This is a genomic window from Dermacoccus sp. 147Ba, assembly GCF_004151355.1.
GTDB lineage: Bacteria > Actinomycetota > Actinomycetes > Actinomycetales > Dermatophilaceae > Dermacoccus > Dermacoccus abyssi.
Genome location: NZ_SEHL01000011.1, coordinates 20,742 through 44,341, shown reverse-complemented (window position 1 = coordinate 44,341; position 23,600 = coordinate 20,742). Strand labels below are relative to the sequence as shown.

23 protein-coding genes and 1 pseudogene are annotated in these 23,600 nt (G+C 68.1%); 14 read left to right on the top strand and 10 right to left on the bottom strand.

Going from position 1 to position 23,600, the window contains the following annotated elements:
• Nucleotide 1: 1 nt before the first annotated feature.
• The 4 genes from EVU97_RS13200 to hisC all read right to left on the bottom strand — a co-directional run bounded on the left by EVU97_RS13200 (nt 2) and on the right by hisC (nt 5,026).
• Nucleotides 2-1,477: a dihydrolipoamide acetyltransferase family protein gene (locus tag EVU97_RS13200; RefSeq protein WP_129666463.1), complete on the bottom strand. Its 1,476-nt coding sequence runs from the start codon at nt 1,475-1,477 to the stop codon at nt 2-4.
• 11 nt (nt 1,478-1,488) lie between these two features.
• Complete coding sequence (locus EVU97_RS13195; protein ID WP_082128641.1) at nt 1,489-2,517, bottom strand: alpha-ketoacid dehydrogenase subunit beta; 1,029 nt, start codon at nt 2,515-2,517, stop codon at nt 1,489-1,491.
• Nucleotides 2,514-3,716 carry a thiamine pyrophosphate-dependent dehydrogenase E1 component subunit alpha gene (locus EVU97_RS13190; RefSeq protein WP_129666461.1) on the bottom strand — a complete coding sequence of 401 codons (1,203 nt, stop codon included), beginning with the start codon at nt 3,714-3,716 and terminating at the stop codon, nt 2,514-2,516. The genes EVU97_RS13195 and EVU97_RS13190 overlap by 4 nt, the downstream gene beginning before the upstream one ends.
• Before the next feature lie 215 nt (nt 3,717-3,931).
• Complete coding sequence (gene hisC / locus EVU97_RS13185; RefSeq protein WP_129666459.1) at nt 3,932-5,026, bottom strand: histidinol-phosphate transaminase; 1,095 nt, start codon at nt 5,024-5,026, stop codon at nt 3,932-3,934.
• A gap of 747 nt (nt 5,027-5,773) precedes the next feature.
• Between hisC and EVU97_RS13180 the strand changes: the two genes are divergently transcribed.
• Complete coding sequence (locus tag EVU97_RS13180) at nt 5,774-6,235, top strand: phage holin family protein (RefSeq protein ID WP_129666457.1); 462 nt, start codon at nt 5,774-5,776, stop codon at nt 6,233-6,235.
• Nucleotides 6,236-6,242: 7 nt separating this feature from the next.
• On the opposite strand, the gene EVU97_RS13175 is transcribed toward EVU97_RS13180, so the two are convergent.
• Genes EVU97_RS13175 through EVU97_RS13160 form a run of 4 tightly spaced genes read right to left on the bottom strand, consistent with a single transcriptional unit; the run spans nt 6,243 to nt 9,120 of the window.
• Entirely contained in the window at nt 6,243-6,842 is a 600-nt protein-coding gene (locus EVU97_RS13175; protein WP_129666455.1) for an NUDIX hydrolase, read from the bottom strand.
• Nucleotides 6,842-7,423, bottom strand: a complete 582-nt coding sequence (locus EVU97_RS13170; RefSeq protein ID WP_129666453.1) for a DivIVA domain-containing protein — start codon at nt 7,421-7,423, stop codon at nt 6,842-6,844. Before EVU97_RS13170 ends, EVU97_RS13175 begins: the two co-directional genes overlap by 1 nt.
• A gap of 37 nt (nt 7,424-7,460) precedes the next feature.
• Nucleotides 7,461-8,426 carry an NADPH:quinone oxidoreductase family protein gene (locus EVU97_RS13165; RefSeq protein ID WP_129666451.1) on the bottom strand — a complete coding sequence of 322 codons (966 nt, stop codon included), beginning with the start codon at nt 8,424-8,426 and terminating at the stop codon, nt 7,461-7,463.
• Between the two features lie 40 nt (nt 8,427-8,466).
• Nucleotides 8,467-9,120, bottom strand: a complete 654-nt coding sequence (locus EVU97_RS13160) for a TetR/AcrR family transcriptional regulator (RefSeq protein WP_205744923.1) — start codon at nt 9,118-9,120, stop codon at nt 8,467-8,469.
• 28 nt (nt 9,121-9,148) lie between these two features.
• Between EVU97_RS13160 and EVU97_RS13155 the strand changes: the two genes are divergently transcribed.
• The 9 genes and pseudogenes from EVU97_RS13155 (at nt 9,149) to EVU97_RS13120 (ending at nt 16,311) form a co-directional block, all read left to right on the top strand.
• A complete protein-coding gene (locus EVU97_RS13155; RefSeq protein ID WP_129666449.1) occupies nt 9,149-10,426 on the top strand; it encodes an acyl-CoA dehydrogenase family protein in 1,278 nt (425 codons plus the stop codon).
• Nucleotides 10,423-11,556: a phosphotransferase family protein gene (locus EVU97_RS13150; RefSeq protein WP_240730234.1), complete on the top strand. Its 1,134-nt coding sequence runs from the start codon at nt 10,423-10,425 to the stop codon at nt 11,554-11,556. Before EVU97_RS13155 ends, EVU97_RS13150 begins: the two co-directional genes overlap by 4 nt.
• Nucleotides 11,553-12,290 (top strand): histidine phosphatase family protein, encoded by a 738-nt coding sequence (locus EVU97_RS13145; protein ID WP_047310634.1) that lies wholly within the window; start codon nt 11,553-11,555, stop codon nt 12,288-12,290. Before EVU97_RS13150 ends, EVU97_RS13145 begins: the two co-directional genes overlap by 4 nt.
• A gap of 99 nt (nt 12,291-12,389) precedes the next feature.
• Nucleotides 12,390-13,205, top strand: coding sequence for an alpha/beta fold hydrolase (locus EVU97_RS13140; protein WP_165357971.1), 816 nt, complete (start codon nt 12,390-12,392; stop codon nt 13,203-13,205).
• A 45-nt stretch (nt 13,206-13,250) separates the two neighbouring features.
• On the top strand, nt 13,251-14,270 hold the full coding sequence (galE, locus tag EVU97_RS13135) for a UDP-glucose 4-epimerase GalE (RefSeq protein ID WP_129666445.1): 1,020 nt from the start codon (nt 13,251-13,253) through the stop codon (nt 14,268-14,270).
• Between the two features lie 7 nt (nt 14,271-14,277).
• Nucleotides 14,278-14,523: pseudogene (locus tag EVU97_RS15465) on the top strand (class I SAM-dependent methyltransferase); the annotation flags it as partial.
• A gap of 35 nt (nt 14,524-14,558) precedes the next feature.
• Complete coding sequence (locus EVU97_RS15305) at nt 14,559-14,879, top strand: hypothetical protein (protein ID WP_240730239.1); 321 nt, start codon at nt 14,559-14,561, stop codon at nt 14,877-14,879.
• A 132-nt stretch (nt 14,880-15,011) separates the two neighbouring features.
• Nucleotides 15,012-15,821, top strand: a complete 810-nt coding sequence (locus tag EVU97_RS13125) for a class I SAM-dependent methyltransferase (RefSeq protein ID WP_129666443.1) — start codon at nt 15,012-15,014, stop codon at nt 15,819-15,821.
• A gap of 37 nt (nt 15,822-15,858) precedes the next feature.
• Complete coding sequence (locus EVU97_RS13120) at nt 15,859-16,311, top strand: GNAT family N-acetyltransferase (protein WP_129666441.1); 453 nt, start codon at nt 15,859-15,861, stop codon at nt 16,309-16,311.
• A gap of 10 nt (nt 16,312-16,321) precedes the next feature.
• On the opposite strand, the gene EVU97_RS13115 is transcribed toward EVU97_RS13120, so the two are convergent.
• Nucleotides 16,322-18,025, bottom strand: a complete 1,704-nt coding sequence (locus EVU97_RS13115; RefSeq protein WP_129666439.1) for an HNH endonuclease signature motif containing protein — start codon at nt 18,023-18,025, stop codon at nt 16,322-16,324.
• 199 nt (nt 18,026-18,224) lie between these two features.
• Complete coding sequence (gene argS / locus EVU97_RS13110) at nt 18,225-20,012, bottom strand: arginine--tRNA ligase (protein WP_129666437.1); 1,788 nt, start codon at nt 20,010-20,012, stop codon at nt 18,225-18,227.
• A gap of 165 nt (nt 20,013-20,177) precedes the next feature.
• On the opposite strand from argS, the gene EVU97_RS13105 reads away from it, so the two are divergent.
• The 4 genes from EVU97_RS13105 (at nt 20,178) to EVU97_RS13090 (ending at nt 23,499) form a co-directional block, all read left to right on the top strand.
• Nucleotides 20,178-20,906 carry a hypothetical protein gene (locus EVU97_RS13105; protein ID WP_118912945.1) on the top strand — a complete coding sequence of 243 codons (729 nt, stop codon included), beginning with the start codon at nt 20,178-20,180 and terminating at the stop codon, nt 20,904-20,906.
• A gap of 7 nt (nt 20,907-20,913) precedes the next feature.
• Nucleotides 20,914-21,750 (top strand): hypothetical protein, encoded by an 837-nt coding sequence (locus tag EVU97_RS13100; RefSeq protein ID WP_129666435.1) that lies wholly within the window; start codon nt 20,914-20,916, stop codon nt 21,748-21,750.
• Between the two features lie 89 nt (nt 21,751-21,839).
• Entirely contained in the window at nt 21,840-22,658 is an 819-nt protein-coding gene (locus EVU97_RS13095) for a hypothetical protein (RefSeq protein ID WP_129666433.1), read from the top strand.
• A gap of 100 nt (nt 22,659-22,758) precedes the next feature.
• Entirely contained in the window at nt 22,759-23,499 is a 741-nt protein-coding gene (locus EVU97_RS13090; RefSeq protein WP_047310643.1) for a hypothetical protein, read from the top strand.
• The last annotated feature ends 101 nt before the right edge of the window (nt 23,500-23,600 follow it).

Below are 23,600 nucleotides of genomic sequence, written 5' to 3'. Positions count from 1 at the left end.
GTCAGGCCCAGGCAATGCCCTTCGCGGGGTTCTCGAGGATCTGGCCGACCGTCGAGAGGAAGCGCGAGCCGACGTCGCCGTCGATGAGGCGGTGGTCGAAGCTCAGCGAGAGCTGGGCCACCTGGCGGATCGCGATGTCCTGCTCACCGGCGTCGTTCGTGACGACCCACGGCATCGGACGCACCGCGCCGATGGCCAGGATGCCGCTCTCACCGGGCTTGATGATCGGCGTTCCGGCGTCGACTCCGAAGACGCCGATGTTGCTGATCGTGAACGTGCCGCCGTTGAGGATGGCCGGGCTCGGCTTGCCGTGACGGGCGATGTCGATGAGCTTCGCCATCTCCCGCGCCAGATCGAGCAGGCCGAAGCGTCCGGCGTTCTTGATGTTCGGCACGAGCAGGCCACGGTCGGTGGCCGCCGCGATGCCGAGGTTCACCTCGGAGCGCATGACGATCTCGGCGTTCGCCTCGTCCCACAGCGCGTTCATCATCGGCTCGCGCTTCATCGCAATGAGGCACGCCTTCGCGACGATGAGGTTCGGCGTCACCTTGACGTCGCGGAACTCGCGGTCGCGCTGCAACTCCTTGACGAACTCCATCGTGCGCGTCATGTCGACGGTGTAGAACTCGCTGACGTGCGGCGCGGTGAACGCGCTGCTCACCATCGCCTGGGCCGTCACCTTGCGCACACCCTTGATCGGCAGACGCTCGTCCGTCAGGCCACCCGAAGCAGCCGGGGCCGCTGCCGGAACGACCGGAGGCTCGGGGGCCGTCGAGCGAGCCGCCGCAGCGGCGTCGACCGCGCTCGGGGCAGCCGGCGCCGTAGGCGCGTCGGGACGCATGTGGCGGGGAGTCGACGCTCCTGCCGCAGCCGACACATCGTCACGGCTGGCGACGCCGTCGTCGCGCGAGGCCTTCACCTCGTCGATGTCGACGCCCTGCGCCTTCGCGAAACCGCGCGTCGCCGGGGCGGCGAGCGCACGCTCACCTGCGTCCGGGCGGTTGCGACGGGCGCGGCGGCTCGTGCTGGACGCCGTCGGGCCGTACCCGACGAGGGTCTTCTGCTGCGGCTCCTCGTCGCCCTCGGCTGCCGTGGCCGCCGGAGCGTCGTTTGCCGGGGGCGCGACCTCGGCGGAGGCCTGCATGTCGTCAGCCGCTTCTTCGGCCGGCGACTCGGACGTCGAGGCGTCGACCTCGGCAGCACCGTCGACGGCGGCCTCGACAACGTCGACGTCGCCGCCGACCTCGATCGTCACGATCGGCGTACCGACCTCGACGGTCTCACCCTCGGGAACGAGGATCTCGACGACCTTGCCCTCCCACGGGATGGGCAGCTCGACGAGCGACTTGGCCGTCTCGATCTCGAGGACGGGCTGGTTGACCTCCACGGTGTCGCCCGCGGCGACGTGCCACGTGACGATCTCGGCCTCGACGAGGCCCTCACCGGGATCGGGCAGGGGGAACTGCAGAACAGGCACTGGCGTGTCTCCTAGAAGCTGAAGGCTGCGTCGACGGCATCGAGGATGCGGTCGAGGCCGGGAAGGTACTCGCGCTCGTGGCGGCTCGGCGGGTACGGGATGTCGTATCCCGTGACGCGCTGCACCGGCGCTTCGAGCGAGTAGAAGCACTTCTCCTGGATGATGGCGGCGATCTCGGCGCCCATACCGAGCGTGCGGGCGGCCTCGTGGACGACGACGGCGCGACCGGTCTTGCGAACCGACTCGCAGATCGTCTCCTCGTCGAGCGGCGAGAGCGTGCGCAGGTCGATGACCTCCAGGGATCGTCCCTCCTCCTCGGCGGCCTTGGCCACGTCGAGGCAGGTGCGCACCATCGGGCCGTAGGCCAGGAGCGTGAGGTCGGTGCCCTCGCGCAGAACCTCGGCCTCGTACAGGTCGCGCTGCGGGCCGGCTGCGAGATCGAGCTGGTCGGGGCTCGGCTCGTGGTAGCGACGCTTGGGCTCGTAGAACACGACCGGGTCGTCGGAGTCGATGGCCTGGCGCATCATCCAGTACGCGTCGACGGGCCGCGAGCAGACGACAACGCGCAGGCCGGCGGTGTGCACGAAGTACGACTCGTTCGACTCGCTGTGGTGCTCGACGGCGCCGATGCCGCCACCGAACGGGATGCGGATGACCATCGGCAGCTTCACCGCGCCACCGGTGCGGTTGTGCAGCTTGCTCACCTGACTGACGATCTGGTCGAAGGCCGGGTAGACGAAGCCGTCGAACTGGATCTCGACGATCGGGCGGTAGCCGCGCATCGCAAGACCGACGGCCGAACCGACGATGCCGGACTCGGCCAGCGGTGGGTCGATGACGCGCTCGCCGAACTCGCGCTTGAGGCCGTCGGTGAGGCGGAAGACGCCGCCGAGGTCACCGACGTCCTCACCGATGACGACGACCTTGTCGTCGGCTACCATCGCGTCGTGCATCGCCGCGTTGAGAGCGCGGGCGAGCGAGAGCTTCGGCGGCTTCTTGGCGCGAACGGGAGCCTTCTCAGCGGTCTCCGACGTGCTCACGCGCTCGCCTCCTCGAAGGACGCGAGGTACTCGGCGAACTCCTCGCGCTGCGCGCGCAGCTGCGGGTCGAGGTGGATGTAGGCGTTGTCGAACATCGCCGTCATCTCCGGGTCGGCCATCTCGACGCAGGAGCGGCGCCAACCAGCGGCCAGATCCTTCGCCTCGGCGTCGACATCGTCGAAGAACGACGCGTCGGCGTGGTTCTCACGCTCGAGCAGGGCGCGCAGACGCGCGATCGGGTCCTTGGCCTTCCACGCCTCGACGTGCGCCTCCTCGCGGTAGCGCGTCGGGTCGTCGGACGTCGTGTGGGCGCCCATGCGATAGGTGAAGGCCTCGATGAGCGTCGGGCCGAGCCCGCTGCGTGCGTTGTCGAGGCTGCGGCGCGTGACGGCCCAGGTGGCGAGCACGTCGTTGCCGTCGGTGCGCACACCGGGGAAGCCGAAGCCGTCCGCGCGTTTGTACGGCGGAATGATGAACTGGCGCGTGTTGGGCTCGCTGATCGCCCAACCGTTGTTCTGGATGAAGAAGACCATCGGCGAGTGGTTGACGGCCGCGTAGACCATGGCCTCGTTGAAGTCACCCTGGCTCGTGCCACCGTCACCCGTGAACGCGATGACGGCCGTGTCCTTCGTGTCGTCTCCGGTGCCCACGAGGCCGTCGAGGCGCACGCCCATGGCGTAGCCGGCGGCGTTGAGCATCTGGTTGCCGATGACGATGGTGAACGTGGCGAAGTTGTGGTCGGCCGGGTTCCAGCCACCGTGGCTCACACCGCGGTAGGTGGCGAAGACCTGCGCGGGCGTGATGCCGCGGCAGAACGCGACGCCGTGCTCGCGGTAGCCCGGGTAGGCGAAGTCCTGCTCACGCATGGCGTGGCCGGCGGCGACCTGCGCGGCCTCCTGGCCGAGGAGCTGCGGCCACAGGCCCAGCTCACCCTGGCGCTGGAGGCTGTAGCCCTCGATGTCGAACCGGCGCACGAGCACCATGTCGCGGTACATGGCGCGCACCTCTTCGGCCGTGATGGCCTTGAGCGCTTCCATGTACGGCTCGTTGACGCTCGACATCGGCGTGCGCGAACCGTCGGGTGCAATGAGCTGCACCATGTCCGGGCCGCCGTCCGTGACGTCGGGCAAACCGTCGAGCTTGTGGCCTGCGACGTGCGTGACGCCGTCGATGCCTTCCGATGCTCCGGAGATCGTCATCGTTCCTCCTCGGCGGAGGCGAACGATGCGTCACCCCCGCGTTCGGTGGTGGACGGTTGATGCGCCGTACCACCTCGTCGGGATCTTGTGACGCAGGTCACGCCACAGATGATGACGGTACCCGACCAAACGACCTGCGAAGCACTACCCGCGCGTCACTTTTTCCTTGCGCCGCCGCGGATTTCGAGGGGTGAGCGGCGAGTCTCACCATGTGGTCATCGAGGGCCGACGAAACCCTTCACAACGTCGACAAGGCGGTCGTTGGCCTCCGGCTCCGCGATGGTGGCGCGCACGCCCTCCCCCGCGAACGGACGCACGACGAGTCCGGCGTCCTTCGCGACGCCGGCGAACTCCTCCGTGCGCTCGCCGAGCGGCAGCCAGACGAAGTTGGCCTGCGTGTCGGGGATGTTGAGGTCGGCGTCGGCGAGCGCCTCGACGACGCGTCGGCGCTCGGCGACGAGGGCCTGCACGCGCTCCTCGAGTTCGTCGTACGCAGCGAGGCTGGCGACAGCCGCCTTCTGTGCCATGTCGTTGACGCCGAACGGCGTGGCCGCCTTGCGCAGGGCCTCGGTGATGCGCGGGCGCGCCACGGCGTAGCCGACGCGCAGCCCCGCCAGGCCGTAGGCCTTGGAGAACGTGCGCAGCACGACGACGTTGGGGAACTCCCGGTAGAACGCGAGCGCGTCCGGAGCGTCGTCGGCCTCGACGAACTCGAGGTAGGCCTCGTCGAGAACGACGAGCAGATCCTTCGGAAGCTTCTCGATGAAGGCCCGAAGTTCGTCGGTACGAACGCTGGGGCCGGTGGGGTTGTTCGGGGTGCACACGATGAGCAGGCGGGTGCGGTCGGTGACGGCGGCTGCCATGGCGTCGAGGTCGTGGCGGGAGTCGGCGTCGAGGGGCACCTGAACCGAGCGTGCACCGGTCAGCGCGGTGACGATGGGGTAGGCCTCGAACGAGCGCCACGCGTAGACGACCTCGTCACCCGGCTCGCACGTGATGGCGATGAGCGCGGCGAGGATGCCGACCGATCCGGTGCCGAAGCTGACCTCGTCGTCACTGACACCGAGCTTTTGCGCGAGAGCGTGCGTGAGCTCCGAGGAGGCCATGTCGGGGTAGCGGTTCATCGTCGCGACGGCCTCGTGGACGGCCTCGACGACGGACGGCAGCGGCGGGTACGGGTTCTCGTTGCTCGAGATCTTGTAGACGACCGTGTCCCCCTCAGCTGCGGCCGGTTTGCCGGGCTTGTAGCCGGGCACCGAGTCGAGCGTCGTACGCAGTCGGACGGGGGTGGCGAGGGTCTCGTCGGTCATACCCAGCACCTTAGATCTGCCCCGGCGCCCTCCCAGCCGGGCGCGGGCTCGGACCCAATCGGCCAGTTCGACCCGGCGGGTCGCGACCACGTGTCAGTCGGTATTGAGTTTGCTACTGGGCGTATGAGTGGGTCCGTCAACTTCGCCGACGGAGACATCAACTATTCTGCCGGGACAGGCATTGGAACCCCAGGCGTAGGCATTAACGCTCAGCGAAAAACTGGAGATCTTCCGAGTGGTCCGCAGACTCAGCTCCTCCTCTCTGGTCTGGGCTACACGGATTCAGATTCGGCAGGAGACTATGGCGGTTTCGGTGCCGATGCGCACGTCGCCATTGTCAGCCAAGCTGAGAATTAGGGTGACCCCTTCGTGGTCTTTTGGGTGAATGGAGCACACATGTTTGTATCCCTCGGAGGCTCGTCCGTGACTCCCCTCGGCGTTCTCTTCTTCGTCATTCTTATGGTTGGAGCTGTGCTCTACATCCTTTTTGAGTTTGGATCCTGGGGGAGCGATAACTGGAAAGCCAGCAAGGGTTCTGGCCCTCTTTGGAAGCGGAGAATTCCGCATGATGATGAGAGCGACGAGTGACCTTTGAGTGACCTTGGAACCCGGACCTCCACCTGTATCTGACGCGGCTCGACCGCGCCTTCGGTGGCCACAACTACGCCACCTACCAGCCGCACCTCGACGAGATGACGCTCTGGGCCCTCACGGCTCCGCCACAGGCTTGAGGGTCACACTGGAGACATGCGCACTCTGCTCAAGATCGCCATCAACGGCCTCGCACTCTGGGCCGCCGCAGCGCTCGTCGACGGCATCACGCTGGCCGACGGCGCGAGCACCACGACCTCCAAGGTGCTCACCATCGCCGTCGTCGCGGCGGTGTTCGGCCTCGTCAACGCCGTCGTCCGGCCCGTCGCGAAGTTCTTCGGTTTCCCGTTCCTCATCGTGACGCTCGGGCTGTTCATCTTCGTCATCAACGCGGCCATGCTGGCCTTGACGTCGTGGCTCTCGGGAGTGTTCGGTCTCGACTTCCACGTCGACCAGTTCTGGCCAACGGCAGTGCTCGGCGCCCTCGTCGTGACGTTCGTGTCGTGGGTGCTGGGCCTCTTCTTCGACACCGACGACGACACCCGCCGTCCTGCGCCGCGCGGCTACGACCGCCGCGGCCCCGGTCGCCCGGGCGGGCCGACGATGTCGCGCTACTGAGCCTCGATCACGCCCAGTCGGGCGCTTCGCCGTTCTCGAGGTAGACGCCGAAGCGTCCGGCGTCGGCGGCCGCGATCGCCTGGCGGATCACCTTGGCCGTGTACGCCGCGACGTGGTCGTCGAGATCGCTGGGCGCCACGTGGTGGATGCCGGCGATCTCCTTGCGCTGCAGGGTGAAGTCGTCACTCGAGCGGTCGAGCGTGGCCTCGAAGACGTAGAGCATCGCGTCGTCCCAGCCGCGCCACGGCGGCAGCCACGACACGATGCGCAGCCCGGTGAGGGTGGCCTTGACGCCGAGTTCCTCGTCGAGTTCGCGCACCACCGCGTGTGCGGGCGACTCGTGGGGGTCGACGACGCCGCCGGGCAGATCCCAGAAGCGCTTGTACGAGAGCTCGCACAGCATGACGCCGCCCGCTTCGTCGCGCACGAGTGCCTGCGCGATGGTGCGGGTCTTGGGCAGCTTCGTGTTGAGGTAGACGGCCGCCTTGGAGACGGTGTTCTCGTCGGGCAGCTCCTCGGCCGAGGCCTCGGCCACCGTCGCCTCGCGCAGTTCGGCGGCCACCTTGGCCTTGATCTCGCTCTCCTGCTCGTGCGTCTGGTCGCTCATCAGCCCTCCGGTTGCATGTGGGCGATCTCGTCGAGGAAGTCGTCGACCTCCTTGGGGTCGTACCCTCGGCGCAGCCCCGCCGAGTCGAACCGCGCGTACTGCGGATCGGGCAGTTCGATGCCACGGCGCATCGCGATGACGACCGAGTCGAGGTAGTCGTCGACGTCGTGTTCGTCGTAGCTCGTCGAGGCGCGCCCGATGAGGGTGAACTTCTTCTCCCGCACGAGGTCCATCTGCTCGTGCGTCCAGCGCAGCGTCGTGTCGTCGTCCCGTGTCGTCAGCGCGGCGATCTCGGCGTCGCGCTCGCGGCGCGCCACCTCGTCGGGGTGCTCGACGACGGTGGTGGCCGACCACACCGACATGAGGGTGAGGAAGCCCGCGACCTGCGTCCGCGACACGCCTCCGCGCGGCGTACGGCGCAGCGCCATGGCGTCGAGGTCGGGCAGGGGCTTCGCCTTGCGCATCGCCGTCAGGGCGCGCACGCGCAGGCGTTCGACGTCGTCCGCGTGGTACCCGCCGGCGGCGACCGACGCGAACCTCGCGGACTCGACGACGGCGATCTGCTCAGGACTCCACGACATGACCCCACCTTTTCACGAGGCGGCGGCCGCTCGCGCGTCAGAGCGTGAGGACGAGCTTGCCCTCGGCGCGGCGCTCCTCCATCTCGGCGATGGCCTCGCCGGCCTTCTCGAGCGGACGCACGGGGCCGAGCACCGGCTTGAGCGCGCCGCTCGCGACGAGGGGCTCGATGGCCTTCCACTGCTCGGGCACCGTCTCGGGCCGGGGCATCCAGAACGCGCCCCAGCCGACGCCTACGACGTCGATGTTGTTGAGGAGCAGGCGGTTGACCTTGACCTCGGGGATCGAGCCGCCGGTGAAGCCGAGCACGAGCATGCGGCCCTCGACGCCGAGGCTGCGCAGGGAGTCGGTGAAGCGGTCGCCGCCGACCGGGTCGACGACGATGTCGACGCCGCGGCCCTCGGTGATTTCCATGACGGCGTCCTTGAAACCCTCCGGCGCGATGGCGTGGTCGGCGCCTGCAGCCGTCGCGATCTCGCGCTTGGCTTCGCTCGACGCGACGGCGACGACCTTGGCCCCGCGCGCCTTCGCGTGCTGGATCGCCGCGATGCCGATGCCGCCGGCGGCTCCGTGGACGAGCACGGTCTCCCCCTCGGCGAGGCGGCCGCGTCGGTCGAGCGCGAACTGCACGGTGAGGTAGTTCATCGGCAGGGCCGCGCCCTCCTCGAAGGAGACGCCGTCGGGCAGCGCGAAGACGAACGGCGCGGGCACGGCCACGCGCTCGGCGAGGCCACCGAAGCCGGGGAACGCGACCACGCGGTCGCCCTCACTGAACCCCGAACCTTCCGGGGCACTGACGACAACGCCCGCCACCTCGGAACCGAGGACGAAGGGCGGCTCGGGCTTCATCTGGTAGAGCCCGCGCGTCAGCAGCGAGTCGGGGTAGCACAGGCCCGCGGCCCGCACCTCGACGAGAACGTCGCCCTTGCCCGGCGTGGGCTCGGCGATGTCGTTGATCTCGACGGCCGACGGGCCGTCGAGCGTGGTGACCTGTACTGCGCGCATCGTTGTTCTCCTTGGTGCGGTTCGTCGGGTGTCGAGTGGTTCAGGCGGTGGGGTTCTCGCCCCACGGCAAGGGGGTGGTGCGGTTCACCGCGAGCAGGGCGTCGAGGGCGGCTTCGCAGTGGTCGACGAGTTCCTCACGACCGGGCCGCTCACCGTCGACCTCGCCGCTCGTCCACGACAGGGCCAGGTCTTCAACGTAGGCGAGCCAGCCGCGGATCGCGACGGGACTGGCGTTCACGCCGTCGTCGGCAAGGGCGTCGAGGACGAAGTCGGTGACGCGACCGCGCCACGTGTCCGCGGCCTCCGCGCCGCCGAAGTCGCTGAGGTTGCCGCGCACGAGGGCGATGTAGATCTCGCGTCGTCGCGCAATGCGTGCGATGTAGCGGGTGATGACCTGGCGCAGCGCTTCACGCCCGGTGGCGTCGGCGTCCGGTTGTACCGTGTGAACGACCCGGCGCCCGGCGGCGTGCACGACGGCCTCGTAGTACGCGGCCTTCGTCGGGAAGTAGTGGAAGAGCAGGGCGCGCGAGATGCCGGCCTCGGCGGCGACCTCGTCGAGCGACACCTCCTGGATGGGGCGGTACGCCAGCTTCTTGAGGCCGATGATGACGAGTTGCCGGCTGCGCTCGTCCTTCGTCAACCGCACCCTCTTGGCGGGTACTGGAGAAATCTGCTCGTTCACACTATTGAGCATTGCTCAATAGTGTGACTACAGTCAAGACATGGACCTCACACTCTCACCCCTCGCCCAGGAACTCGCCGATGAAGTGGACGCCTTCGTCCGCGAGAAGATCGAGCCCGCCGAAGTCGAGATTCAACACTTCTACGCCGACCTCAAGGCCAAGGGCGAGAACTCGTTCGTCGTCCACCCGAAGATCGAGGAGCTCAAGGCCGAGGCCCGAGCCGCCGGTCTGTGGAACATGTTCTTGCCCGTGGGCGAGGGCGACGAGTGGGCCGAGCGCTTCGGCACCCGGGGCGGCAAGGGCTTCTCGAACGTCGACTACGCAGCCATCGCCGAGAAGACGGGGCGCACGGCACTGTCGCCGATGATCTTCAACTGCAACGCACCGGACACGGGCAACATGGAGGTGCTGCTCAAGTACGGCACGCGCGAGCAGCAGGAGGAGTGGCTCGTGCCGCTGCTCGAGGGCAAGATCCGCTCGGCGTTCCTCATGACGGAGCCGGCGGTCGCCTCCTCGGACGCCACGAACATGGACGCGCGGGCCGTCATCGACGGCGACGAGGTCGTCATCAACGGTCGCAAGTGGTGGAGCTCGGGCGCCGCGCACCCCGACTGCAAGGTCTTCGTCTTCATGGGTCTGAGCGACCCCGACGCCGACCGCTACGGACGTCACTCGATGGTGCTCGTTCCGGCCGACGCTCCGGGCGTCACGATCAAGCGCGCCCTGCCCGTCATGGGTCAGCTCGACGAGCCGTTCGGCCACTGCGAGGTCGAACTCAAGGACGTTCGCGTTCCCCTCTCCAACGTCCTCGCAGGGCCGGGCAAGGCCTTCGCCATCGCACAGGGCCGTCTCGGCCCGGGCCGCATCCACCACTGCATGCGTCTCATCGGCCTGTCGGAGATGGCCCTCGAACTTTCGTGCAAGCGCGGCACCGAGCGTGTCGCGTTCGGCAAGCCGCTCATGCTGCTCGGCGGCAACCGCGAGCGCCTCGCGAAGGCGCGCATCGAGCTCGACATGGCGCGCCTGCTCGTGCAGCAGGCCGCGTGGAAGCTCGACGACGGCGGCACCCAGGCGGCGCGCGTCGACGTCAGCGCCATCAAGGCGATCGTGCCGTCGATCGCGTGCGACATCATCGACTTCGCCATCCAGATCCACGGCGGCGGCGGCATGTCGGACGACTTCCCGCTCACGGCCGCCTACGCGAACGCCCGCTCGCTGCGCCTGGCCGATGGCCCGGACGAGGTGCACCTCGGCATGGTGGCCCGTGAGGAGCTCAAGTCCTACCTCGCGGCGCAGGGTGCCGGAGCGGCCAAGTGACGACGCCCGCCGACAAGACGCTCGACGACGTCGAGGCCAACGCGGGAGCGATGCGCGAGGAGGACGCGTTCGACGTGGCCGCCGTCGCGCAGTGGCTGCGCGAGAACGCACACCCCGAGGCCGACACGAGCGGTCTCGACGGCACGCCCGAGGTGCGACAGTTCACGGGCGGGGCGAGCAACCTCACCTACCTCCTGCGCTACCCGGAGCGCGACCTCATCCTGCGCCGCCCGCCCTCGGGCACGAAGGCCAAGGGCGCGCACGACATGCGCCGCGAGCACGACATCCAGCGCGCACTCGCGCCGCACTTTCCCGCCGTCGCGCCGATGGTGGCCTTCTGTGACGACGAGTCGGTCATCGCCAGCGAGTTCTACGTCATGGAGCGCCTCGACGGCATCATCCTGCGTCAGGAGATCCCGCCGGAGATGGGCCTCGACGAGGACGGCGTGCGCAAGCTGTGCGAGACGGCGATCGACGAACTCATCGCGTTGCACTCGGTCGACATCCAGGCCGCGGGGCTGGAGTCGTTCGGCAAGGGCGAGGGCTACGTGCGTCGTCAGGTCGAGGGGTGGTCCGCGCGCTACCGCAAGGCCCGCACGCACGGCGAGGAGCACGGCACCGGCTCGTTCGAGACGGTCATGGCGTGGCTCGACGAGCACCAGCCGCAGGACGTCGCGAACTGCCTCATCCACAACGACTACCGCTTCGACAACTTCGTGCTCGACAAGGACGACCCGACGCGCATCCTGGGCATCCTCGACTGGGAGATGGCAACCCTCGGCGATCCACTCATGGATCTCGGCGGGGCCCTCGCCTACTGGGTGCAGGCCGACGATGACGAATTCATGCGCGGCTCACGCCGTCAGCCGACGCACACGCCGGGCATGATGACGCGCGACGAGGTGTGGAGCTACTACGCCGAGAAGTCCGGGCGCACGATCGACCCGAAGGATCAGCTGTTCTACGAGGTGTTCGGGCTGTTCCGCCTGGCCGTCATCGCGCAGCAGATCTACTACCGCTACGCGAACGGGCAGACGCACAACCCCGTCTTCAAGCAGTTCCGACCGATGGTCAACTACCTCGAGTGGCGCTGCGAGAAGCTGATCGGCGCGAACGGGGACGGGGCGTGAGCATTGTCTACCTCGTGCGTCACGGCCAGGCCAGCTTCGGGCGCAGCGACTACGATAAGCTGTCGCCGCTCGGTGAGGAGCAGGCGCGCATGACGGGCGCCGCCCTCGCCGGGTGCGGCGTGAAGCCCGCCCTGCTGGTCACGGGTTCGCTTCAGCGCCAGCGCGTCACGGGTTCGCGCATGTGGGAGGAGGCCGGCTGGGAGGCTCCCGTCGACATCGACGAGGGGTGGAACGAGTACGACCACGACGCCATCGTCTACACGCACAAACCGGCGTACACGAACCAGGCCGTCATGCAGGCCGACCTCGCGCGCCGCGGCAACCCGCGCCGGGCGTTCCAGGAGATGTTCGTCGAGGCCACCGGTCGGTGGACGTCGGGTGAGCACGACGACTACGACGAGACGTTCGCCCAGTTCGCCGACCGCATCATGCTCGCGCTGGGGCGCGTGACGTCGCGGCTCTCCTCGGGGCAGGACGCCGTCGTCGTGTCGTCCGGCGGGCCGATCTCGTGGGTGGCTTCGCACCTGCTCACGAGCTCGGCGAAGGAACGCGCCGTCTCGAGTGCGGGCGCCGCGGGCGTCAGTGACGCCGCGGTGGCCGTCTGGCACAATCTCAGCGCCACGACGGTCAACGCGTCCGTGACGAAGATCCTCGTCGGGCGCACACTCACGGCACTCACGGTGAACGACCACAGCCATCTCCAAGGTCGCGAGGGGTACGTCACCTACCGTTGAGTCGCCCGTCCCCAGCCGACTTCTCACCCTCTCGGGCAGGGTTCCGAGTCGCCCGTCCGACTAGCGGCCGGCGATTCACCCCGTGAGGAAGGAGTGCCCGTGACCGAGTTGAAGCGCCCTGGTGCGGCCCTCCACTTCATCGAGTCCGGCCCGCGGAACGCCCCCGTGGTCGTGCTGGGGCACGGGTTGTTCTTCACGGGGTCTCTCTTCCACCATCAACTCGACGCACTCGGACAGCAGTTCCGTTGTGTGAGTTTCGACTGGCGCGGGCACGGGCTGACGTCGGCCCGCGGCCCGTTCGCGATGAACGACCTCGTCGACGACCTCGAGGCGCTTCTTTCGACGATCAACCGGCCAGTGCACTACGTCGGGCACGGCTTGGGAGGTTCGGCGGCCTTGCCGCTCGCGGCCCGGCGCGGTGAACTCTTCCGTTCCCTCACCTTGCTCGGGGCGTCGGCGAACGCGGAGGATCCCGACGACGCGTACTGGTACCTGCGCCTGGCCAATCGCTATCGGCGCCTCGGCGGGTGGGCGGTTCGCCCGAAACTCAGGCAGGCGCTCTTCTGCGAGACGAGCCTGCGCAGCGGGCAGGTGCGGCGAGAGGTCGACCACTGGGCCGAGGAGTTCGGGCAGCCGTCGCGAGCCGAGTTGCGCCACGCGATCCGCGCGTTCGCGAACCGCCGCGGCACACAGCCAGAGGCCCACAGCCTCCGAGTTCCGACACAGCTCATCGTCGGCGAGGACGACGCCGTCAATCCGCCATATCGCAGCAGGCGGCTCGAGGAGCTCATTTCGGGCGCCGAGGTGCACACGGTCGAAGGCGCCGGACACGCGGTACCGCTCGAATCGCCGCAGACGGTGACTCATCTGGTGCGCTCGTTCGTCGAACGCGTGGAGCACCTCCCCCGCCACTGACGCCGCCTCCCCCGACCTGTCACGTCGGGGCCGTATCCTGGCGGCATGCGCGTTCTCGTCACCGGCGGTGCCGGTTTCATCGGCTCCCACACCGTGCTCGCCCTGCTCGAGGCGGGCCACGAACCCGTCATCGGCGACAACTTCGCGAACTCGAGCCCCAAGGTGCTTGAGCGCTTGGAGCAGATCGCCGGGCAGCCGGTGACGTGTCACGAGGTCGACCTCACCGACGTCGCAGCCACGGACGCCCTCGTCGCGGACGTGAAGCCCGACGCGGTCATCCACTTCGCCGGCTACAAAGCCGTCGGCGAGAGCGTCGAAAAGCCGCTCATGTACTACACGAACAACCTCGACTCGACGTTCGCGGTGCTCGCGGCGATGACCGAACACGGCGTGGAGAAGTTCGTGTTCTCGTCGTCGGCGACGGTGTACGGCCCGGATGCGCCGCTGCCGTACCACGAGGAGTACGAGCCGCTTCGGGCGACGAACCCGTACGGCTGGACGAAGGCGATGATCGAGCAGATCGTCACGGACGTCGCGGCCGCGAGCCCCGGTTTCAAGGCGGCGCTCCTGCGTTACTTCAACCCCATCGGCGCGCACGAGAGCGGGCTCATCGGTGAGGACCCGAGCGGCATCCCGAACAACCTCATGCCGTACATCGCGCAGGTGGCCGTGGGGCGGCGCGAGAAGCTGGGCGTCTTCGGTGACGACTACGACACGAAGGACGGCACGGGTGAGCGCGACTACATCCACGTCGTCGACCTCGCGGCCGGGCACGTTGCGGCGCTCGACCACCTCGACGCGATGAGCGAGTCGGCGCGCGCCTTCAACCTCGGCACCGGGCAGGGCACGAGCGTTTTCAAGCTGCTCCACGCGTTCGAGCGGGCGTGCGGCAAGGAGTTGCCGTACGAGGTGGGTCCGCGGCGTGCGGGCGATCTGCCGGTGACGTACGCCGACCCGACGCGCGCGCGTGAGGAGCTCGGCTGGAAGGCCGAGAAGACGATCGACGACATGTGCGTCGACACGTGGCGTTGGCAGTCGGCCAACCCGAACGGGTTCGGCGGCTGAAGCGCCGATGACGAGTTGGGCGCGCACGATCGCGGACGACCCGAACCACTCGACCTGGTACGTCGAGCGGATGCGTGGGCTGGCCGCCGACGGTGAGGATCTCGCGGGCGAGGCGCGCTTCGTCGCGGCGCTCGTCGGGCCGGGTTCGCGGGTGCTCGACGCCGGATGCGGACCAGGGCGAGTCAGCGGCGCGATGAAGGCGCTGGCGCTCGAGCCTGTGGGCGTCGACCTCGATCCGGTGCTGCTCGATGCGGCACGCGAGGACTGGCCCGGCATCCGCTTCGAGCAGTGCGACATGGGCGCGGTGCCGGCGGGTTCTTCGAGAGCCTGGGAGCGCCGTTCGACGCTGCCGTGTGTGCGGGCAACGTGTTGCCGTTCATGGAGGACGGCGACCAGGCGCGAGCGCTGGCGTCGTTGTTCGAGGCGGTGCGTGACGGCGGTCGCCTGGCCGTCGGGTTCGGCACCGAGCGCGGCTATGTGCTCGAACAGTTCCTCGCGGACGCCGAACGCGCCGGCTGGCGCCGTGACGCCGTCTTCGCGACGTGGGAGCTGCACGCGCGCGACAACGCGTCAGACTTCGTGGTGGCCGTGTTCACGCGGGTCGGGTAGCGCTCGAGCACTGCCTGCCCCGCCCGTCAGCGCCGGGCGCGCAACGCGTGACGGTTGAACGTGCCATCTCACACTGCGAGAATTGAATCTCGCAATGTGTCGCAGTGCGCGATTTCCAGACACTCTTGACCCATGAGTGGCGATGCCTCCACCGTCTACACGCACGGCCACAGCGAACCGGTCCTGCGTTCACATTCGTGGCGCACCGTGGAGAACTCGGCGGCGTACCTGGCGCCGCACCTCACCCCCGGGGCACGCCTGCTCGACGTCGGGGCCGGACCGGGCACGATCAGCATCGACTTCGCGCGGCGCGTGAAGCACGTGACCGTCACCGAGATCAGCGACGACGCGCTGAGCCACTCCCGCCAGGCCGCCTCGACGGCGGGCGTGACGAACATGAGCTTCGCGGTGGAGGATGTGCACGACCTGTCCTTCCCGGACGACTCGTTCGACGTCGTCCACGCGCATCAGGTGCTGCAGCACGTCGCCGACCCCGCCGTCTCACTGCGCGAGATGGCCCGTGTGACGCGTCCTGGTGGTGTGGTGGCCGTCCGTGATGCCGACTACGGCGCGATGACCTGGTGGCCGGAGTCGGCGGACATGCAGCGGTGGCGCGAGCTGTACTCGGCGGCCGCACGGGCCAACAGGGGTGAACCCGACGCCGGGCGGCGCCTGTTCGCCTGGGCCCACGCAGCGGGGTTGGTCGACGCCACAGCGTCGAGTTCCACGTGGACCTATGCTGCATCCGACGAACGCCTGTGGTGGGCCGAGCTGTGGGCCGATCGCGTCACCCACACCTTCTTGGCCGAACAGCTCGTGGCCGACGGTTCGGCCGCCCGCCCCGAACTGGAGGACATCGCGACGGCATGGCGCAGGTGGGGTGAACATCCTGACGGCTGGTTCTGCGTGCCGCACGGCGAGATCCTCTGGCGCAAGCCCTGAGGCCGGGCCCTGGTGGTGGGCGGTGCACGGTCCCGGGATGGGCATGCCTGAGGTGACGATCAACCCGGTGGGTACGGATGCCGAGGATCAGTTGACGTTGCGATACGAGTGGTCCGGCGTCCCCACCGGGGACAGGGAGTTCGAGCGACACTTCCGCGCGTGTTGGCAGACGGAACGGCACCGACGACGTGCTTTCGTCGCACATGCGGCGGACGGGCGTCCGGTGGGGATGGCTAATGCCCTGATCTACACGAGGGTGCCGAGCCCTGGACGTCCGACGGCTCGGTGGCTTTACGCGGCCAACGTCTTCGTGACACCGACCTTTCGCCGCCGCGGTGTTGCCGCCTCCTTGATGGCCGAGGTCATCGACGCCGTCCGCGCCGAGGGGATGGTGCGCATCGTGCTCGCCCCGTCGGAGATGTCGATACCGCTGTACCGTTCGCTCGGGTTTCGTGTGGCCGACGATCTCATGCGTCTGGATCTCGAGTGAGCCCCGTTCGTCAGGCGATGAGCGCGTAGCCCTCACGAGAGGTGATCTCGTAGGCCGTGGTGTCGGCCGGGTCGGTGCGGTACCAGGTGCCGGTCGGGGAGTTCCAGACACACACGCCGTCTGATCGCATGACCACCGCCCAGCCGCCGAACGTCTTCGCACGGTGATGGTGACGGCACAGCAGTTGCAGGTTCTCGCCCGACGTTGCACCGCCGTCGGCGTACGGCACGACGTGGTCGGCATCGCAGAACTCGCCCGGGCGCATGCAACCGGGGAAGCGGCAGTGCTCGTCACGCTGCTCGACGAACCGGCGCGTGGTGATCGACGGGCGGTAGGTGAATCGCGACGTCCACCGCGTCACGCCGCGCTTCTCGTCGACGAGTGCGACTGTGAAGGCGGAACCGACCGTCCCTGCGAGGCGCTCCACGCAGGCCGCCGACACAACACCGACGCCGGGCACGTGCAGGTCGGCGACTCGCGTCGTCGAGCGCGGGGCGGTTGCGGCGCGTCGCTGACCTGCCGTTCCTATCCCGACGCCATCACCAACCTGCCCTGCGGCAAGTGGCGCGACGCCGTCCTCGGCTTCCCGGTAGAGCGCGCCCCACGGGGCCTGCCCAGCGGCGGGCCGCGCAACGCCACGGCCCGAGCCACCCTGTGCAGAACAGCCTCGACTGCGATCGATCGCACCGAACGGAACGGGCATGCCGCTCCCCTGACCGGCGAAGGGCATGGTTGTGCCTGGGGTGGTGCCGTCCTCGAAACAGCGCACGGGCACGGTGAGCCGCACGATGGGGTCGAATCTCACGGAGCCGAGGAGCAGGTCGACGAAGGCATCGACCCGCGCCCGGTTCATCCGGTACCGCGTCGCGCCGCCGTGCAGACGCTCGTGTTCCTGCGCCAGCTGGCGCGCACGCGCATCGATGGCGGCCTGGACCTGCCACGCCTGGTCGGCGTCCATGACAACGGTCATCTGCGTGAGCCTGGGCTGATCGGGGTGCTCGCGGAACGAGACCTCGACGAGCGCCTCCGACGCGTCCTCATCCGCCGGCGCCGACAGCCCGAGCGAGGCAAGGAGCCGCCGCACACGACGCTTCACCGCCGCCGAACCGCCCAACAGCGCCCGGCCGGACACGAGCATCCCCTCGACGCTCTCCCGCTCGGCCGGCGCGAGGTGTTCGAGTTCGCGAAGCACCGTCTCGCAAGTCGTCATGCGCATCTCGCCCGCGCCGGCCATGACGAACATGCGAGGCAACGAGGCTCGCACGGCGTCACCCGCTTCAGCCCACGCCTCCGCCGTACCGACACGGACTCCGAGCCGGGCCGCCAGATCGTCGGCAGCGAACTCGCCGGGCACGAACTGACGCGGGTCGCTCTCCCACTGGTCGACCTCGAGAACGTCGTGTCGCGTGACGACGCGAGCGTGGGCCGCCGCGAAGGCGTGCATCGTGGCGTCGGCGCTGCGCGAGACGTACGCGGCCGTGACGGTGAGCTCTTCGAGGGCGCGTCGCTCGGCGTCGAGTTGGGCGAGTTCCTCATCAACGGTTACCGCGTCCACCGCGAGCGCCGACGACTCACCCCAGTCGATCGTCGGACGCGATGCGACCTCGAAGAGTTCGACGCCCACCGCGTGCCACGCCTCGACCCGCGCTTCGAGAGGCAGCGCACGAACGGCGGCCAGCACCTCGGCCACGTCGTCACGCTGTGTTGTCTCCACGCCTCATTTTATCGAACTTATGTTCGATTATCGAGCGAAAAGTCCGCCCAAATTTACCGGAGAGAAGCGGTCAGACACCGCCGCCAGCAGCCGACGCAGTTCGGTGCACCTGACGCACTCTGAGCCTGCTCAAACCGCATCAGCTGCACCGAAGTGCGTCAGCTGCACCAAGGCCCCCAACGCAAACGCCGCTGGGGCGTCACATCTTCTCGGGCGTCTCGATGCCGAGGAGGCCGAGGCCGTCGCTGAGCACCTGCAGCGTCAGTGCGCACAGGGCGAGGCGCGAGTCGCGCACGGCGTCGTCGTCGGCCTTGAGCACCGGGCACTTCTCGTAGAAGGCCGTGAACGCCGTCGCGAGTTCGAAGAGGTAGGCGGCGAGCCGGTGCGGTTCGAGCATCTCGCCGACGAGCGCGACGACGGCGCCGTAGTCGAGCAGCTTCAGCGCGAGCGCGCGCTCGGCGTCCTCACCGATCGTGATGGCGGACGCCGGGGTAGCACCCGCATCGGCGGCCTTCGCGAGGATCGAGCGGATACGCGTGGCGGCGTACTGCAGGTACGGGCCCGTGTTGCCGGTGAGCGCGAGCATGCGGTCGAAGTCGAACGTGTACTCGCTGTCGTGGGAGACCGACAGGTCCGAGTACTTCACCGCGCCGATGCCGACCTGGCGCGCGACGACGGCGCGCTCGGCGTCCGTCATGTCGGCCTTCGACTCCGCGACGACCTTCTCGGCGCGCTCGATGGCCTCGTCGAGCAGCTCCATGAGCCGCACCGAGTCACCCGAACGCGTCTTGAGCATCTTGCCGTCCGCGCCGAGCACCGAACCGATCTGCACGTGGATCGGTGTCGACTCCGGCCGGATGTAGCCCGCCTTGTCGGCCGCCGACCACGTCATGCGGAAGTGCAGGTTCTGCGGCGCGCCGACGACGTAGACGAGCCGGTCGCCGAGCAGATCCTGCGAGCGGTGCCGGACGGTGGCGAGGTCGGTCGTCGCATAGCCGTAGCCGCCGTCGCTCTTGCGGATGATGAGCGGCACGGGAGCGTCGTCACGGCCGGTGAACTCGTCCTGGAAGATGCACAGCGCGCCGTCGGAGATCCGCGCGATACCGCGCGACTCGAGGTCCTCACAGATGCCCGCGAGTTCGTCGTTGTACGTCGACTCACCCGCGAGGTCGGCGTCCGTCAGCGTCACGCCGAGCGTCGAGTACACCCGGTTGAAGTACGCCTTGGAGCGGTCCATGAGCTTGTTCCAGTGCGCCAGCGTCTCGGGGTCGCCGCCCTGCAGCAGCGTCACCCGCTTGCGGGCCCGCATGTTGAAGTCGCCCTTCGAGCCGGCCGGCTCGGCCTTCTCGGCGGTGTCGAACTTGACGCGCGCGGCCTGGTAGAAGGCGTTGGGGTCGGTCTCGAGGAGCTCCGCCTCGGGGCTGTTCTCGCCGACCTCGAGCAAGTGCTCGATGAGCATGCCGAACGGCGTGCCCCAGTCGCCGACGTGGTTCTGGCGCACGACGGTGTGCCCGAGGCGCTCGAGCACGCGCGCGAGCGAGTCACCGACGACCGTCGTGCGCAGGTGACCGACGTGCATCTCCTTCGCGACGTTCGGCGAGGAGTAGTCGAGCGGAATGACCTCGAGCTTGCTCGGGGGCAGGACGCCGAGGGTGCCGTCGGCCAGGATCGTGGAAGCCTCCGCGGCCACCCAGTCCGTCGACAGCGTGATGTTGAGGAAGCCCGGGCCGGCGATCGCGACGTCCGAGATGAGCTGCATCGCAGCGGAGTCCGCCTTGAGGGCCTCGACGATGGCCGTCGCCACCTCGCGCGGGTTCTTGCCCACCTTCTTCGCGAGCGCCATCGCCGCGTTGACCTGGACGTCGGCGCTCGTCTGCTTCTTGTTGGCAGGTCGGATGACCGGGTCCGCGTCTCGCCACTCCTCGCCGAACGACGTGGCGATGGCGTTCTGAACGAAACCGGTCAACGAAGCGATTGGATCTGCCATACGTCAAGGTTAGAGCGGCGGCGCAAATCAGTTCTGCTACGTCGCACGGCCCCGCCGGCCCAGTGCGTGAGAACTCGGGCGGAACCTCAGCGAGGCCGGCGGCGTCGGACTCCCCGAGTCTGTAAGACTGACAACGAAGAATTGCACCCCACGGGAGGAAACACCATGAAGCTCCGCAGCACGGCTGCCGCCGTCGCAATCGCCGCCACCGCCACGATGGGCCTGACGGCCTGCGGCGGCGAAGAAGCCCCCAAGGCCAAGGACGCCTGGAACGCCTCCCAGGAGTCGGCCGGCAAGTACAAGAGCATGGAGGTCAAGGCCTCGGGCAAGAGCAACGGCAAGCCGGCGAGCTTCACGATCAAGGGTGACGTCGACGGCGACCCGCAGACGCTCTCGGGCGAGATGGAGGGCGGCAAGATGGAGGCCGTCATCGTGGGCAGCAAGTCCTACATCAAGGCCGACTCCGCCTACTGGAAGTCCGCGATGGGCAACAGCGGCGCATCGAGCGCGATGACGTCGATGATGGCCGACAAGTGGGTCGAGTCCCCCGAGAGCAACAGCGGGGACACGAGCGACACGCTCAAGGACCTCGTCAAGGAACTCAAGGACGACAACAACGAGTCCAACAAGAAGCTGCTGTCGGACAAGGCCACCGTCACGGAGGAGAAGGTCGACGGCAAGGACGCCTGGAAGATCGAGAGCGAGGACAAGAAGGTCAAGGCCTGGGTCTCGAAGGAGGACTCGCGCGACGTCCTCAAGGTCGAGGGCTGGGAAGCCAAGGGCTCGTCCAACGGCGAGGAGATGACGACGGTCAACTTCGTCTCGCACGACAAGGACTACGGCATCAAGGCGCCGAGCGGCGCCAAGAAGATGACCGACCTCATCAAGGGCTGACGCTCCGATGACGACGACGGCGCCGCTGCGTCCCCTCAGCGTGGCCTCGGCCGTCACCGCGCTTCTCGCGGTGACGCTTTCGGGGTGCACGAAGGGCTCGGACGCGGCGGCGCCGTCGCGTTCGGGCGCGGCGACGCCGGCGTCGTCCTCGAGTTCGTCCAGCTCATCGAGCACGACGCTGCCCTCCGCCACGGCTGCCTGGACCAAGACGCAGGACCGCATCGACGCCTACACCTCGCTGCGGGTCGACGGTCGTGACGCGATGGGCGAGAAGTCTCCACGGGCGATCATCAGCGGAGACCTCAACACCGACCCGAGCGACATCGTTTTCACGAGCGACGAGATCGGCAACTTCACGTTGCGGCGCATCCGCTCCGACATCTACCTCAAGGGCGACGACGCCTACTGGAAGGCCGTCGCGGAGGACGACCCCACGCTCCCGGACGCGTCGTCGTTCGCCGACCGCTGGGTCAAGGCACCTGCGTCGACCTGGGACGACAACGATCTCGACGACATGTCGATCAAGCCGATCTTCGACGCGATGACCGACGACAGCGACCCGAAGTGGAAGACGCTCGCCTCCGACGACGCCGAGCTCACCCGAGACACCGTCGACGGGGTGGAGGCGTACAAGATCACTGGCGCCGACGGTGACACCGTCGTCTGGGCGAGCGCCGACGGCAAGTACAACCTGCTCAAGATCGAGGACGCCTCACCCGGTGAGGACGAGTTCTCGCTGGCCTCCTTCTCGCGCTGGAACGAGAAGTTCGAGGTCACCGCCCCCAAGGGCGCGCTCGACCTGGGTTCTGCCGACCCCGAATCCGGCACCGAGAAGACGACCTGACGCTCTGGTGGCGCGCCGAACCCGCGTGCCATGATGAGCGCGCAGTCGAGCGCTCGCTCCGATTGACGACCCCTCGGAGACGAACCGCCTTGACAACCACCCCTCGCGCTCGCCGCGTGCAGGCTCTCGTCAGCGCGCCGCTCGCCCTCGCCGTTCTCGGTGGATGCAGCGTCGCCGGCAAGAGCGTCGCGCCGGCGAAGACCACCTTGAACTCGAGCACCACGTCGACCACCCCGGCCGCCACACCGAGCACGGACAATCTGCCGAGCACCGACAACCTGCCGACCGCGTCCGTCCTCATCTCGCGAGCCCAGGACGTGCTCGTCCGGACGAAGACTCTCACCATCCGCACGACGATCACCGTGCCCGGCGGCGAAATGTCCACCACGACGAGACGGGGCCGAATCATCGGTACGCCCCAAGCACTGACCTACACGCAACTCGACTACGGCACAGAAGAACTGCGCCTCATCGGCGCGACGCTCTACGTCAAGGGAGATGCGACGTACTGGGGCGAGTACGCCACTGACTACGCGAACCGTTGGACGCGTTCGCCCGACGACGAATGGACACGCACCGCCATCGAGGACATGACAATCGTGCCTCACGTCGACGAACTCCTCGAGGAGGACAGCGAGATCGTCCAGGCGCTCACCGGCAAGGCCGCCTCGGTCACCATGGAGACACTGGACGGGCAGCGGATGTACTGCGTGGAGAACGAAAACGGTGTGCTGAGGGCCTGGATCGATCCCAAGAGCAATCAGATCCGCAAGGTCGAGGGGTACGGGACCGACGGCGATGGCACCGGCATCGACGAGCTCTCCGGTTACGACGGTGACTACTCCGACATCGTGGCCCCGAAGACCACCCTGACGCGTCCGCCCGTCGAAGCCTCCTCCACGACCTGATCCCACCCACCCGACACGCCGGGCACTTTGGGCGCGCCACGCGCGTTTGGCACAGTGGCTCACCGCCGAGCCTCCCCGACGCGATACGGAGTCACCCCTCATGACGCTGCGCACCACGGCTGCCGCCACGCTGACGACGGGCGCCGCCCTCCTCGCCCTGAGCGCCTGCGGCGGAACCCCGAGCGCCGCTGACCTCACGAAGGACGCCAAGTCCTCGTCGACGTCCGCCAAGTCGACCTCCGTCGACATCGTCGGCTCCGTCAACGGCACGCGCACGACGTTCAGCGCCTACGGCGCGACGAACGGCTCCAACCAGAAGCAGATCCAGACGCAGGGCAAGGCCTCCTCCGAGGGGCTCGTCATCGGCAAGCAGGCCTACCTCAAGGCCAACACCGACTTCTGGCAGCAGATCGGCGCCAACGCCACCGACGCGAAGAAGCTCAACGGCAAGTGGTGGAAGGGCGCGGCCAACGATCCCGCCTCCAACCCGGCGCTCGACGTCAAGCAGATGCTCACCGAGTTCTTCGACTCCGAGGACGGTAAGAAGCTTGCGTCGAAGGACGCCAAGGTCGCCGAGACGAAGACCGCGGGCAAGGACACGTACACCGTCAGCGCCTCCGACGCAAAGGACGCGGTCAAGCTCGTCGTCACCCGTGACGACAAGCCGCAGGTCGTCAAGATCGAGAACTACAGCTCGAAGCTGACGAACACGAAGGCGAACTACACGTTCTCGAAGTGGAACTCCGTCGAGACGTACAAGGCCCCCTCGGGAGCGAAGCCGATCACGTCCGTGCTGGGCGGCCAGTCCGGTTCCGGCGCATCGGGTTCCACGGGCAAGTGAGGCCCGTGACACATCCCACCCGCAAGTGAGGACCTAGGTCCTCTGGAGATCGGAAACTCCTGAGTAGCCTTTCTTGTGAAAGTCTTCACAAGTCTCGTCGA

What these genes read in the sequence shown, in the direction of transcription:
- EVU97_RS13190 (WP_129666461.1), bottom strand. Translation starts at nt 3,716, where the DNA reads ATGACGATCTCCGGAGCATCGGAAGGCATCGACGGCGTCACGCACGTC.
- hisC (WP_129666459.1), bottom strand. Translation starts at nt 5,026, where the DNA reads ATGACCGACGAGACCCTCGCCACCCCCGTCCGACTGCGTACGACGCTC.
- EVU97_RS13180 (WP_129666457.1), top strand. Translation starts at nt 5,774, where the DNA reads ATGCGCACTCTGCTCAAGATCGCCATCAACGGCCTCGCACTCTGGGCC.
- EVU97_RS13175 (WP_129666455.1), bottom strand. Translation starts at nt 6,842, where the DNA reads ATGAGCGACCAGACGCACGAGCAGGAGAGCGAGATCAAGGCCAAGGTG.
- EVU97_RS13170 (WP_129666453.1), bottom strand. Translation starts at nt 7,423, where the DNA reads ATGTCGTGGAGTCCTGAGCAGATCGCCGTCGTCGAGTCCGCGAGGTTC.
- EVU97_RS13165 (WP_129666451.1), bottom strand. Translation starts at nt 8,426, where the DNA reads ATGCGCGCAGTACAGGTCACCACGCTCGACGGCCCGTCGGCCGTCGAG.
- EVU97_RS13160 (WP_205744923.1), bottom strand. Translation starts at nt 9,120, where the DNA reads ATGCTCAATAGTGTGAACGAGCAGATTTCTCCAGTACCCGCCAAGAGG.
- EVU97_RS13155 (WP_129666449.1), top strand. Translation starts at nt 9,149, where the DNA reads ATGGACCTCACACTCTCACCCCTCGCCCAGGAACTCGCCGATGAAGTG.
- galE (WP_129666445.1), top strand. Translation starts at nt 13,251, where the DNA reads ATGCGCGTTCTCGTCACCGGCGGTGCCGGTTTCATCGGCTCCCACACC.
- EVU97_RS13125 (WP_129666443.1), top strand. Translation starts at nt 15,012, where the DNA reads ATGAGTGGCGATGCCTCCACCGTCTACACGCACGGCCACAGCGAACCG.
- EVU97_RS13120 (WP_129666441.1), top strand. Translation starts at nt 15,859, where the DNA reads ATGGGCATGCCTGAGGTGACGATCAACCCGGTGGGTACGGATGCCGAG.
- argS (WP_129666437.1), bottom strand. Translation starts at nt 20,012, where the DNA reads ATGGCAGATCCAATCGCTTCGTTGACCGGTTTCGTTCAGAACGCCATC.
- EVU97_RS13105 (WP_118912945.1), top strand. Translation starts at nt 20,178, where the DNA reads ATGAAGCTCCGCAGCACGGCTGCCGCCGTCGCAATCGCCGCCACCGCC.
- EVU97_RS13100 (WP_129666435.1), top strand. Translation starts at nt 20,914, where the DNA reads ATGACGACGACGGCGCCGCTGCGTCCCCTCAGCGTGGCCTCGGCCGTC.
- EVU97_RS13090 (WP_047310643.1), top strand. Translation starts at nt 22,759, where the DNA reads ATGACGCTGCGCACCACGGCTGCCGCCACGCTGACGACGGGCGCCGCC.